The sequence below is a fragment of the Dorea sp. MB18-49 genome, assembly GCF_023669465.1.
Classification (GTDB): Bacteria; Bacillota; Clostridia; order Lachnospirales; family Lachnospiraceae; genus Dorea_A; species Dorea_A longicatena.
Genome location: NZ_JAMOYX010000068.1, coordinates 1 through 12,144, shown reverse-complemented (window position 1 = coordinate 12,144; position 12,144 = coordinate 1). Strand labels below are relative to the sequence as shown.

Genomic DNA, 12,144 nt, shown 5'->3' with positions numbered 1-12,144 from the left:
GTAAAATGTAAAAATCAAGAAAAATATTAAAAAATTCTTAATATATCGCCGGATGTATAATCAGTGAATGACAGGACATACTAATCTCGTAGCAAAAATGATTAGGAGGAATTCAAAATGGCTAAAAATTACAACTCATCAGAAAACTGTCATAACGCATCAGACAAGAACACATCAAACAAAAATGCATCCAGAAACACATCAAATAAGAATTCATATGGAAAAAATGCATACGATAAGAATGCATCGAACAAAAACGCATATGATAAAGATGCGAAAGACAAGAATTCTTATAATTACGGAAATGAAAACAGTCAGTATTAGGAAAAAGTTTTCCGGACAGGACGTGCAAACACACGTCCTGTTTTGGGGTTTACATACGATATAGCAAAACATATTGACAAAAACTATTACTTGTCAGTAAGATAAAGAAGTAGAAATTAATATTTATTATATGGAGAAATAGATGAAAAAAATGGAATTGATCGCTCCCTGTCATTTTGGATTGGAAGCAGTATTAAAAAGAGAGATACTGGATTTGGGATATGATATCTCAGAAGTAGAAGATGGAAGAGTTGGATTTTGGGGAGATGCGGAAGCAATCTGCCGTGCTAATATATTCCTGAGAACTGCAGAAAGGGTGCTCTTAAAAGTAGGAAGCTTTAAGGCTACCAGTTATGAAGAATTATTTGAGAATACAAAGGCACTCGACTGGGAAAATTATATACCGGAAAATGGAAAATTCTGGATTGCGAAAGCAGCATCTGTAAAAAGTAAATTATTCAGTCCATCGGATATCCAGTCAGTAATGAAAAAGGCAATGGTAAGAAGACTTCAACAGAAATATCATGTAGAGTGGTTTGAAGAAGACGGTGCGGCTTATCCGGTAAGAGTTTTTCTAAAAAAAGATGTGGTAACGGTCGGTATCGATACATCGGGAGTATCACTGCATAAGAGAGGGTATCGTGAAGTTGCGGGAAAAGCTCCGATCACAGAGACACTTGCAGCGGCACTGATCATGCTGACGCCATGGCACAAAGACAGGATTCTTGTAGATCCGTTTTGCGGAAGTGGAACATTTCCTATAGAAGCAGCGATGATCGCAGCAAATATCGCACCCGGAATGAACCGGTCATTTACAGCGGAAGAATGGACGAATCTGATTCCAAAGAAGCTTTGGTATGATACGGTGAATGAGGCAAATGAACTGATCGATGATGACATAGAAGTTGACATTCAAGGGTATGATGCAGATGGTTCTGTAATTAAGATTGCAAGACACAATGCAAGAGAAGCAGGAGTAGATCATCTGATACATTTTCAGGAAAGAGATGTAAAAGATTTGAGCCACCCGAAGAAATATGGATTTATTATTACGAACCCGCCATATGGGGAGAGGCTGGAAGATAAGAAAGACCTGCCGGCATTATATAAAACATTTGGCGAGAGTTTTAAAAATCTGGATTCGTGGTCAGCATACATGATTACTTCTTATGAGGATGCAGAACGCTATTTCGGACGAAAAGCAGATCGTAACCGGAAAATTTACAATGGAATGTTGAAGACATATTTTTACCAGTTCCTGGGACCAAAACCACCTAAGGCAAAGCGTCCGGGAGAAAAACAGGAGAAAAGATAAGATGGAAAAAATTATATTTGCGACGGGAAATGAACATAAAATGATAGAGATCCGTGCAATCCTGAGTGATCTGGGAGCAGAGATCCTGTCACAGAAAGAAGCGGGGATTAAGGCTGATGTAGTAGAAGACGGGGCAACTTTTGAAGAAAATGCCATGATCAAAGCTACAGAGATTGCAAAGATTGCAAATCAGATGCCAGAATATAAGAATGCAGTGGTTCTGGCAGATGACTCCGGACTTGAAATTGATTATCTGAACAAGGAACCGGGGATTTATTCTGCACGTTATATGGGAGAAGATACTTCCTATGACATTAAGAATCAGACATTGCTGGATCGTCTTGAGGGAGTCCCTGATGAAAAACGTACGGCAAGATTCGTATGTGCGATTGCAGCGGCCATGCCGGATGGTTCCTGTGAAGTGGTAAGAGGTACTATGGAGGGAATTATTGGCCATGAGATCGCGGGAGAAAACGGATTTGGGTATGATCCGATATTCTTCCTTCCGGAGTATGGCTGTACAAGCGCAGAACTTTCACCGGAAAAGAAAAATGAACTGAGCCACAGAGGCGAGGGACTAAGAAAGATTCGTAAGATTCTGGAGCATAAATAAAAGTTAGGGTGAAGATATAGATATGAAAATATTGATCATAAGTGACACACATGGCTCTCATAAGAATTTTGACCGTGTAATAGAGAAAGAACGGCCCTTAGATATGCTGATCCATCTTGGAGATGTAGAGGGGGATGAGGATTATATTCCGGCTGTTGCAGATTGTCCGGTACATATGGTGCGTGGAAATAATGACTTTTTTTCAGATCTGCCTGGAGAAGAAGAATTCATGGTAGAGGGATATCATATATTTACAACGCACGGACACGGGTATTATGTATCTATGGGAGAAACGCGGTTGAAACAGGAGGCAAGAGGGCGAGGAGCGGATATTGTGATGTATGGCCATACGCATCGTCCGTTTTATGAAAAGGAAGAAGGGCTTATTACATTGAATCCGGGAAGCCTTTGTTATCCAAGACAGCCGGGGAGAAAGCCTAGTTATATGATCATGCAGATTGACAGTAACGGAAAACTTGAAATTACGCAGAAATATTTAAATTAGAATATAATAAAAAGTGCGGAAACCATTGATTTTTCAAGAAAATCCGCACTTTTGAAAAAAATATAAAAAAAACAAAAAAAGTTGTTGACAATTAGTATGAGGTCATATATAATATGTCTTGTGTCACGGAGCTGATACAAAATGTGACACAAAAGAAACACCATCGGGGTGTGGCTCAGCTTGGCTAGAGCGCCTGGTTTGGGACCAGGAGGTCGCAGGTTCGAATCCTGTCACCCCGATACGCTATGCGGGTGTAGTTCAATGGTAGAACACCAGCCTTCCAAGCTGGATACGTGGGTTCGATTCCCATCACCCGCTCTCCTGAAACAATTGTTTCGGGTTGTGGTTAAGAGATATGAGTCTGTAGCTCAGCTGGATAGAGCAACGGCCTTCTAAGCCGTAGGTCGAGGGTTCGAATCCCCCCAGGCTCGTTTAAACCACTAAATTTAATATGGTGATACTTAGTTGGACAAAAGACAGTTCGATAAGTAATATGGTGGGTATGGTGCAGTTGGTTAGCGCGCCAGATTGTGGTTCTGGATATCATGGGTTCGAGTCCCATTACCCACCCTTTTTCTTTTTTATTGGGCTATCGCCAAGCGGTAAGGCACAGGACTTTGACTCCTGCATTCGTTGGTTCGAATCCAACTAGCCCAGTTTATTATGGGCGTGTAGCTCAGGTGGTAGAGCACTTGACTTTTAATCAAGTTGTCCGGGGTTCGAATCCCCGCACGCTCAGTACGAATGCAGGTTTTTCAAAATGAAGAATCTGCATTTTGCTTACACGCGGATATGGCGGAATTGGCAGACGCGCTAGACTTAGGATCTAGTGTCCACGACGTGCAGGTTCAAGTCCTGTTATCCGCATTTGCAGAGACATTGCCAGTTGCAGGCAGTGTCTTTTTTGATACCAAAGTATGCAAGAGAAGTTGCCGGTTGCCAAAGCGCCCGTAAGGAACTGCCGGTGGTAGATCCGGTAGGTGGCAAGTTCACTGTATAGCAAAATAAAAATCCTGAAGTTTTTCTTGATTAGAACTTCAGGATTTTTGTGTATAGCTTCTATATTATTTGATTATAAATTTACGTATGATACAGCTTACAACTCCGGCGATACAGATCGGAAGCAGTGTGTCTTTTAATCCGCCGTATACAGTCAGAGCATTATGAATACCCAGAAGTGCGGCAGGAGCCTGTGGGATGAGTACGGCAAACATTGCGGACAGATATGATCCGGCAGCAATGATAATAAAGGATGTAAGTCCACGCCCATTATCAATACTGTTTCCTCTGCGTCCCTGTTTCTTGCTTCCTCCGAGAACGCAGAAAAAGATGATCACTTCATAGAGCAATAATACCGCACCAACCGCGAGATATGCGATCAGTTCCTGATCCGCTGATGTTAAGCGGGAAACAATATTGCCAAACGAACCGGCATTGGCCAGAAAATGCAGTCCCAAAAGATAGATGATCCAGGCAATCAGCAGAAGTGTTCCCATTCTTAACAGAAGATTGATGAATTTGAATAGGATCTTTCCTCCGGCTTTAGCGGTTTTTGCAACCGGTTTTGCAACATTTGGAACTTTTACACCACGATTTTTGCGGCTTTTTTTCTCTTTCTGTCGGTTGTTACGAGGATCGTCGCAGTCGTCTTCATACTCATTATCGTAGTCGTCTTCATATTCATCATCGTAAAGGTCATCATCCAGCTCGTCAAAGATGTCGTCATCATAGTAGGCAGTATCAAAGAAGTTATCTTTTTTACTTTGTTTTTTGTTTTTCTTACCAGCCTTCTTATTTTTATTCTTTAATTTCTTTGTTAGTCTGTCGTAATCATTTTTTTTGATGTAATCTGTATGATCAATATCCGATAATCCTGATAGTACATCGCGGTAGTCATCGTCATCATCAATAGAAATATCAGGAAGATCACCTTCGTAGATCACTTCGAAATCGTCGTCGAAGATATCGGAAGTAGATTGTGTTTTCTTCTTATTACTTAAACTCATTATTAGTCCCTCCTATTTATACCCATCTCTTATTCTATAATGTTTGAAAAAAACTCTCAAGAGTGGTCACAGAATATTCACGAAGTTGTAAGAAAAACTTTAGATTTGTATTACATGCAATAAAAGCTTAACAGATATGAAAAGATGTTTATTGAGAAATAAGAAAGAATCACGTATAATGAAGTTTATTAATATAATGATACGGGGGTAAAATGTCTTTTGATCCTATTATCATATAATAAAAAGGAGAGAGTATATTTGACAGAGTTTTATTATTTTGCATTATCATTTTTTGTATATGGATTTCTGGGATGGTGTACGGAAGTTGCATATGCAGCTGTGAAGCAGGGAAAATTCGTGAACCGAGGATTCTTAAACGGACCGATCTGTCCGGTATATGGAATCGGAGTTGGTGTTGTAGTACAGTTTCTGACACCGGTTGAGAATAATCTGGTATTATTGTATATCAGTTCGACCATACTTGTGACGGCAATAGAAGGAATTACCGGATTCCTGCTGGAGAAGATTTTTCATAATAAATGGTGGGATTATTCAGACCAGCCATTGAATATCGGTGGATATGTATGCGTGTTGTTCTCATTGATATGGGGCGTGTTCTGCGTTCTGATCGTAAAAGTGATCCATCCGCTGATCTACAAGGTGTTGACAATGATTCCATTTGTTCTTGGAATTATAGTTATGGCATGTCTGGCTGTCGGACTTCTGGCAGACCTGTATGTAACAGCTTCCGCTATTCTGAAGATGAACCGCAAACTTGAAACGATGGAGAAGATTGCAGCCGAGCTGAAAGATCTGTCTAACAAGGTCGGAGAGAATATCTATGAAAATGTAATGGAAGGTATGGAATTCCAGGAAGAGAAGAAAGAGCAGCTTGGTAATGTAAGAGAAGAGCTGAAGGAACGTCTGGAGGAGCCGAAGGCAATCGTGAATGGTCTCAGAGACGGAGTAAAGGAACGCCTGGAAGAACCAAAAGCCCGTATGGAGAAACTGGCTCCGAAGATCAATGTAGAAGAGATGAAGGCCCGTATGGAAGAGTTAAAAGCAAAATACGAAGAGATGGCAGAGAACCGTACAAAGGTTGGCGAACGTCTTGTGAAAGCGTTCCCGAAGATGCAGGTAAGGCAGCATAAGGAGATATTTGAGGAGCTGCGGGAGCGGGTGCGGCGGAGTAAATAAATGGCTATTTAGTTCATCAAACCGGCTATATACTGTGTTCTTCAAGGACCGAGAGGCCAACTTCGTTAATCAATTAAATAACAAAAAACCTTGAAGAATGAATCTTCAAGGTTTTCTTCATGCGGAAAAAGGGACTTGAACCCTCACAGGATTGCTCCCACTAGAACCTGAATCTAGCGCGTCTGCCATTCCGCCATTTCCGCTTGACAAAAAGTATCTTACCATAGTCTGACGGAAAATGCAAACGTTTTTTGTAAAAAATTGAAATTTTTTTAATTTTTTCTTCAAATACGATTTTTAGCCGTTCTAATTAATCTCAATCCCATTTACCTCAAGATGATCATCAATCGCAATCACCAGACAGCGGCGGCCGTCAATCTCACGTGTCTCTACCAGATCGGCACGTTCGGGATTAACTTTGACTACCACGTCCGGTGTCTCAATCTGGAAAGTCTTAGCACTGGCAATGTTGGATGCAAGCAGTGTACCATGTACACCGACTGTTTCATCAAATTCATCATCGAATGATTCCAGCTTTTCTTCGGCAACACCGCTGCGTGTCAGGAGCTTCTTGACATCGGTCTTGGATAATTCCAGCGGTTCCGGTTCTTCCTTGGCCTGTTCGATCATTTCGTTTAAGTTATCGTGGATATTGCGGACCACTTCGTAGTTACTGTCTTCGCCGAGGGTGTCGCTTACGATTGCCTGGAAGGTTGTCTTCTGGTCGCCTGCAGTCAGTGGTGTTGTGCTTCCAAGGACATGTTCTACGAAATATGGCTGTAACTCTTCCGGTTTCTTCGTATAATAAAGAACATTATGTACATCGGCTGCACGATCCTGGAAGGCCGGGAATAAGAATCCTTTGACCGGAGCCTCTACGAACCAGTCGCGGATGCGGTCTTCGATGTTATTTGTCTGTGCATTGTATGTAAGTCCGGCTTTTGTAAGATTGACCGGGCAGATACTGCAGAGGATGTGTTCGTATACAGTGTCGGATGCATCTTCCATCTCCAGACCATCTTTCGTCTTGCCCGGAACATCGTATACGGCATGGATCAGGATGATATAGTAGTTCTCGCCGTATTCATAACTTTCCACAACTTTATCATAGAATTCTTCGAGAAGAAGGTCGTCCTGAAGCTTGCTGTTCTTTAGTTTCATCAGAAATTCCTGTGTGCCGCCGTTCAATTCCTGGTCGAGTGGGAATTCCATGTTGATGAGGTTCTTTCCGATCGTTCCGGAAAGTGTATGTTTGAAGATATCAAAATATTTGAAAGCCTCTTCTTCCGGTAAAGATAAGAAGGCTTTTTTCATTTCCATTTTTTTCTCTTTTTCGTGATCGACATAGCATCCACAGATACGTGTGATGGCGCAATTTTCAGGAGAAAACTGTTTGCGGATCTCTAATACTTCTTTTTTGTTCATATTTGTCACTTCCTTATTAATCATATGCTGGGAGGATATTTTAACCCCAGTATCATAAAATGTTAGCATATCAGCCGGGAAAAAACAATCATAGACCATTGTAAAAGATGGGGCGGGAACGTATAATAATAGATAGAATATGTCAAAATACGTAACTATTCAACACTGGAAAATATGGGGAAAGGGATAGTTATAGTAAAAAAGAAAGGGAAATAAGAATATGGGGAATATATTCGACATTTTAGGACCGGTGATGGTAGGTCCATCCAGCTCACACACAGCGGGAGCAGTCAGGATAGGTATGGTTGCAAGACAGTTGTTCGGCCGTCAGCCGGAGAGGGCAGAAGTCTATTTACATGGTTCTTTTGCTGCAACAGGAAAGGGGCATGGAACGGACCGGGCGCTGATCGCCGGATTATTGGGGATGATGCCGGACGATATGCGGATACCGGACAGCTACGAAGTTGCAAAAGACATGGGGATGGATTTTGTAATGAAGAATAAGAACATCAAGGGTGCACATCCGAATACTGCCCAGATTATTATGGAAGCAGAGGGCGTACCACAGATGAAAATCCAGGCACATTCCATCGGAGGCGGACGTATCTGCGTCTGTAAATTAGACGGGATTGATGTGAATTTCAGCGGAGAGAGCTGTACGCTTATTATCCGTAATGTGGACGAACCGGGACGAATCATGGAGGTTGCTGCTGCGCTCAGTAAAGCCGAGATCAATGTGGCGACCATGCAAGTGTTCCGTGACAAACGTGGCGGAACGGCCGTTATGGTGGTAGAGACAGACCAGGTGATCCCGCAGAGTGCGATCGATGAACTGGAGAGCAAGCCGGGAATTATCCGTGTGAAATTTCTTGATCCGAATGGATCGGTATAGATAATGGAGGAAAAGAACATATGTCATATCAGTCAATGGAAGAGGCGAAACTGAGAGGGGAAAAAGAGAACATTCCATTCTGGAAAGCAATCCAGTTAGAGGATGCACAGGAGAGGGATGTGAAGATAGAAGATTCCTGGGAAAAGATGAAGTATATGTGGCAGTCCATGCTGGATGCGCTGGATGCTTATGAACCAGACAAGGTATCAAGAAGTGGTCTGGTCGGAACAGAAGGCGGGCTTATGGACAATTACCGTGAGAATGAAGAACCGTTGTGTGGGGATTTTGTCTCAAAGGTGATGTCTAATGCACTGAAGATGGGGTGTAATAATGCCTGTATGAAACGAATTGTTGCGGCACCCACAGCAGGAGCCTGCGGTGTACTTCCGGCAGTACTTGTTACTTATTATAAAGAATATAATGTTCCGGAAGAAAAGATGATAGAAGCCATGTATGTGGCAGCCGGACTTGGTCAGATCATTGCCAACCGGGCATATCTTGCGGGAGCATCGGGAGGATGTCAGGCAGAGATTGGTTCCGGTTCGGGAATGGCAGCCGGGGCAATCTGTTATATCAAAGGCGGAGATACGGATCAGATCGGACATGCCTGTGCGATGGCATTGAAGAACCTGATGGGACTTGTATGTGATCCGGTAGGAGGTCTGGTAGAGGTACCGTGTGTGAAACGTAATGTAGGCGGTGCAGTGAATGCGCTGGCGGCAGCGGACATGGCACTGGCAGGGATTACAAGTAAGGTACCTGTTGACCAGGTGATAGATGCGATGAAAGAAGTCGGGGACAAGATGGACGTATCATTGAGAGAAACCGGTGTCGGTGGTGTTGCCGGAACAGCTGCAGCACAGGAAGTAGTAGAAAAATTAGGGATGTAGCGTAAGCTACATCCCCTTTTTAAGAGAGCGTTGTTTTTAAATCGGTGCTATGAAAATAAGCGTGTGCTTTATCGAATAATTTGTTGCACAGGACCGTATAAACAGAACCAAACAGGTTGGCACCAATTCGGAGTGCTACTGCGTATGGCATTCCAAACAGACCGGACGCAATGGAAAGCGCTCCAAATGTATTGAACACTGTCTGCCAGGAATATCCTGCCGAATATCCGACACCAATTCCGCCAATGATTCCGATATAGGCATACATAGACTTCGGAAGAACCGTATACAGAACAATGAATAACAGACCTCCTACGATGTTGAACATCCAACGCTTTCCGGAACGTGCGACACAGTCATTTGTAAACGGAAGACACACGGACATACATGCGATACCTGCCCACATAGCTCTTGGAAGTCCGAGCAGGGACATGATGAGCATCGCTGATGATACGATGAATGTCAGCTTGATATACCATCTGCTGCGTGCGGAATGAATGTTGAATTCCTGGAACAGATGAGAAAATTTACGCCGGTAAGGACGGTTCTTCTGATTCTTATAGAAAATGATCATGCAGAGGATCATTCCGACAAGGAGTCCTTCCAGTCTTAAAATGTAGGCATGTCCGCTTACATCATATCCAAATAATAATAGATAGCCAAGGACAAAAGTAGAGTGATTGTACATGATCACATTGTGGCATCCGAGGATCATCAGCAGCATGATACAGACCACATTGACAAAGAATGCCGGAACCGGGGATACCATGTTGGCAAGACGGGGACCCGCCATAAGGATTGCGTAGATACCTGCGATAGAGGCAAGTCCGTGTGTGGTACGGATTCCGAAATCGGCCTGCCTGAGAACCAGCACGGCCAGAAGCACGGTAACTCCGACAACACTGTTGTCATTTCCGATGAATTTACTATATAAAGATACAACGGCGACACAGAATACCATTACAAGATATACTTTAAAGTTGTAAATGAGTATGTGACGGCGTTTTTCTTTTTTATCGGTTGTGTTTTTAATCAGCTGTTTAGAGCCGGTCGAGCTTAGTTGTAGTTCCTGGTAAAATGTCATAATAAAATCTCCTTTATTTTTTTTGTGAAGAAAGAATCTCGTTCGCTTCACGGATTAGTTGGAATAAAGTCTCGAATTTCTCTTTCTTCATATTTTTCTGTAATGTATAGAGTGGATCCAGATAGTAATAGTACATACGGTCAATCTCATCTTTTCCGGCACCGGTAATGCGGATGCAGTAACTGCGGCGGTCGGACGCAGAGGCCTCTTTACAGATAAACCCTTTGGATTCCAGATGGTCGGTCAGGCGGCTTACGATAGTCTTACTGATGCCCATAGCGTTGGTAATCTGTCTTGGGGTCAGTGGTTCTTCCGAAAGCGCGATCCGGAACAGAAAATCAATCTCCTGAGCAGAAGTGTGCTCTGATTTTCCGGATTTCCGGATCGCCATACTTGCGAAATGCCGGAGGTCGCCTTGTTTTGATACGATATCGGTCCAGTTTTTGTCTTTCATAGTTGCTCCTTTATAATAGTTTACTTTGTAAACAATTGCGATAAGTACTATAATAGATATAGGAGAAAATGTCAAGGGGATCTATGGAAGTATCTTTGGTTTATAAAAATAAAAAAGTTTGTAACGAATTGAGGAAAAATGACTCTTAATAGTAAAAGAAGATATAAATGAGAGAAGAGAGGTGAGTTCATGGAATCTTTTGAGGAAGTATATCAGAAATATTTAAAAGAGGTATATTGTTTTCTGCTGAGATTATCCGGAGACAGGGAAATAGCAGAAGAACTTACCTAGCAGACATTTGCCATTGCATTTGAAAAATTGGAAAATTTCAGAGGTGAATGTAAATTATCGGTGTGGTTATGTCAGATTGCGAAGCATGAATATTATGCGTGGACAAAAAAGCAGAAAAGATATGCAAATAAATTAGATGAAAATCATGCGGATCAAGGGGAGGATTTATTAAATGGCATAATCAATCAGGAAAATGGACAGATCATCCGAAAGATTCTACATGACTTACAGGAACCGTACAAAGAAGTATTCATGCTGCGGGTGATGGGAGAGGTATCATACAGAGATATCGGACAGTTATTTTCAAAAAGTGAAAGCTGGGCGAGAGTGACCTATTACAGAGCCAAGAAAATGATTGTAGAAAAGATGGGAGGCGCAGGCAATGATGAAATGTGAGATTATCAGAGATCTGATACCGTTATATCTGGATAAGGTATGCAGCGAAGATAGCAGAAAACTGGTGGAAGAGCATTTAGCAGAATGTAGTGAATGCAGGAAATATATGAAAGAATTAGAGACGGAATTGGAAGCGGTGAAACAGAAAAAAGAAGAAGATCTGGATGAAAAGCGGTTGTTACAGGAAGGAGCGGAGCGTATGAAGGAAATCGGCAAGAAAAGTATCGTAGATAAGATGATTATTGTGGATACATTACTAAATTTCTTATTGATCGTAACGGCTGTAGTATTGTGCAAACGGCAGATAGATATCGAAGGTGCCGATGCAGGATATTATATAGCAGCTATGGTATTCAGTTTTGGATTTATTATCGCGTTTTTCGTATGTGACTGCATCACACTGGTTCAGAAATGGAAGAGAAGAAAAATGCAGACGGAATGGGAGTATAAACAGATTCCAATCTGTGAAAGTTATGCGAAGATATCTATAGGGGTAAAAGTAATCGTTGTATTTATGCTGGTATGTGCGGCTTGTATATTGGGATTTTCACAGTTTGGAGGAATGTTTTCTATTTAATGCATTATGGCGGCTGTCACCGATCGGAATAAACTTACAAGGTCCTATCCTGTGCTGACTCCAACATGGGGAAATTCTAAAGCAAAAAAGTTGACCTAAAAACGAGCTCACAAAAAATCCAAACTCGACATTCGTCTCAGACAGTGGATTTTTTGTGAGCAAACGGTCAACTTTT

Annotated in this window: 13 protein-coding genes and 8 tRNA genes; 16 read left to right on the top strand and 5 right to left on the bottom strand. The window is 42.1% G+C overall.

What is annotated here, in order from left to right:
* Positions 1–117: 117 nt before the first annotated feature.
* The 11 genes from NCY30_RS14055 (at position 118) to NCY30_RS14005 (ending at position 3,624) form a co-directional block, all read left to right on the top strand.
* Positions 118–324 carry a hypothetical protein gene (locus tag NCY30_RS14055; protein WP_022415135.1) on the top strand — a complete coding sequence of 69 codons (207 nt, stop codon included), beginning with the start codon at positions 118–120 and terminating at the stop codon, positions 322–324.
* Between the two features lie 142 nt (positions 325–466).
* Positions 467–1,639, top strand: a complete 1,173-nt coding sequence (locus tag NCY30_RS14050; protein ID WP_250818826.1) for a THUMP domain-containing class I SAM-dependent RNA methyltransferase — start codon at positions 467–469, stop codon at positions 1,637–1,639.
* A 1-nt stretch (position 1,640) separates the two neighbouring features.
* Positions 1,641–2,252 (top strand): RdgB/HAM1 family non-canonical purine NTP pyrophosphatase, encoded by a 612-nt coding sequence (gene rdgB, locus NCY30_RS14045; RefSeq protein WP_006428193.1) that lies wholly within the window; start codon positions 1,641–1,643, stop codon positions 2,250–2,252.
* Positions 2,253–2,274: 22 nt separating this feature from the next.
* Positions 2,275–2,757 carry a metallophosphoesterase gene (locus NCY30_RS14040; RefSeq protein ID WP_022415136.1) on the top strand — a complete coding sequence of 161 codons (483 nt, stop codon included), beginning with the start codon at positions 2,275–2,277 and terminating at the stop codon, positions 2,755–2,757.
* A gap of 164 nt (positions 2,758–2,921) precedes the next feature.
* Positions 2,922–2,996 (top strand) — tRNA-Pro (locus tag NCY30_RS14035).
* An 8-nt stretch (positions 2,997–3,004) separates the two neighbouring features.
* Positions 3,005–3,075, top strand: a tRNA-Gly gene (locus NCY30_RS14030).
* 39 nt (positions 3,076–3,114) lie between these two features.
* Positions 3,115–3,188: transfer RNA gene (locus NCY30_RS14025), tRNA-Arg, on the top strand.
* 65 nt (positions 3,189–3,253) lie between these two features.
* Positions 3,254–3,327 (top strand) — tRNA-His (locus tag NCY30_RS14020).
* A 15-nt stretch (positions 3,328–3,342) separates the two neighbouring features.
* Positions 3,343–3,414 (top strand) — tRNA-Gln (locus NCY30_RS14015).
* 8 nt (positions 3,415–3,422) lie between these two features.
* Positions 3,423–3,495, top strand: a tRNA-Lys gene (locus NCY30_RS14010).
* Positions 3,496–3,543: 48 nt separating this feature from the next.
* A tRNA-Leu gene (locus NCY30_RS14005) sits at positions 3,544–3,624 on the top strand.
* A gap of 197 nt (positions 3,625–3,821) precedes the next feature.
* On the opposite strand, the gene NCY30_RS14000 is transcribed toward NCY30_RS14005, so the two are convergent.
* Positions 3,822–4,763, bottom strand: coding sequence for a hypothetical protein (locus NCY30_RS14000; protein ID WP_055180683.1), 942 nt, complete (start codon positions 4,761–4,763; stop codon positions 3,822–3,824).
* A gap of 258 nt (positions 4,764–5,021) precedes the next feature.
* Between NCY30_RS14000 and NCY30_RS13995 the strand changes: the two genes are divergently transcribed.
* The gene (locus tag NCY30_RS13995; protein ID WP_055193521.1) at positions 5,022–5,960 is read left to right on the top strand and encodes a putative ABC transporter permease; all 939 of its coding nucleotides are present in this window, start codon (positions 5,022–5,024) and stop codon (positions 5,958–5,960) included.
* Positions 5,961–6,080: 120 nt separating this feature from the next.
* On the opposite strand, the gene NCY30_RS13990 is transcribed toward NCY30_RS13995, so the two are convergent.
* Both NCY30_RS13990 and NCY30_RS13985 read right to left on the bottom strand, forming a co-directional pair.
* Positions 6,081–6,163, bottom strand: a tRNA-Leu gene (locus NCY30_RS13990).
* Between the two features lie 103 nt (positions 6,164–6,266).
* Positions 6,267–7,385 carry a DUF4317 domain-containing protein gene (locus tag NCY30_RS13985; RefSeq protein ID WP_006428198.1) on the bottom strand — a complete coding sequence of 373 codons (1,119 nt, stop codon included), beginning with the start codon at positions 7,383–7,385 and terminating at the stop codon, positions 6,267–6,269.
* A 220-nt stretch (positions 7,386–7,605) separates the two neighbouring features.
* On the opposite strand from NCY30_RS13985, the gene sdaAB reads away from it, so the two are divergent.
* Positions 7,606–8,277, top strand: coding sequence for an L-serine ammonia-lyase, iron-sulfur-dependent subunit beta (gene sdaAB / locus NCY30_RS13980; RefSeq protein ID WP_055180679.1), 672 nt, complete (start codon positions 7,606–7,608; stop codon positions 8,275–8,277).
* A 20-nt stretch (positions 8,278–8,297) separates the two neighbouring features.
* Positions 8,298–9,167, top strand: coding sequence for an L-serine ammonia-lyase, iron-sulfur-dependent, subunit alpha (sdaAA, locus tag NCY30_RS13975; RefSeq protein ID WP_022415912.1), 870 nt, complete (start codon positions 8,298–8,300; stop codon positions 9,165–9,167).
* A 19-nt stretch (positions 9,168–9,186) separates the two neighbouring features.
* Here the strand turns inward: sdaAA and NCY30_RS13970 are convergent, their stop codons facing one another.
* Together NCY30_RS13970 and NCY30_RS13965 are read right to left on the bottom strand one after the other, a co-directional pair.
* Positions 9,187–10,251: an FUSC family protein gene (locus NCY30_RS13970; RefSeq protein WP_006428201.1), complete on the bottom strand. Its 1,065-nt coding sequence runs from the start codon at positions 10,249–10,251 to the stop codon at positions 9,187–9,189.
* A 13-nt stretch (positions 10,252–10,264) separates the two neighbouring features.
* Positions 10,265–10,705 (bottom strand): MarR family winged helix-turn-helix transcriptional regulator, encoded by a 441-nt coding sequence (locus NCY30_RS13965; RefSeq protein ID WP_006428202.1) that lies wholly within the window; start codon positions 10,703–10,705, stop codon positions 10,265–10,267.
* A 318-nt stretch (positions 10,706–11,023) separates the two neighbouring features.
* Here NCY30_RS13965 and NCY30_RS13960 point away from each other — a divergent pair, with 318 nt between their 5' ends.
* Complete coding sequence (locus NCY30_RS13960) at positions 11,024–11,392, top strand: RNA polymerase sigma factor (RefSeq protein ID WP_242654776.1); 369 nt, start codon at positions 11,024–11,026, stop codon at positions 11,390–11,392.
* Positions 11,379–11,969 (top strand): zf-HC2 domain-containing protein, encoded by a 591-nt coding sequence (locus tag NCY30_RS13955; RefSeq protein ID WP_055180677.1) that lies wholly within the window; start codon positions 11,379–11,381, stop codon positions 11,967–11,969. The genes NCY30_RS13960 and NCY30_RS13955 overlap by 14 nt, the downstream gene beginning before the upstream one ends.
* The last annotated feature ends 175 nt before the right edge of the window (positions 11,970–12,144 follow it).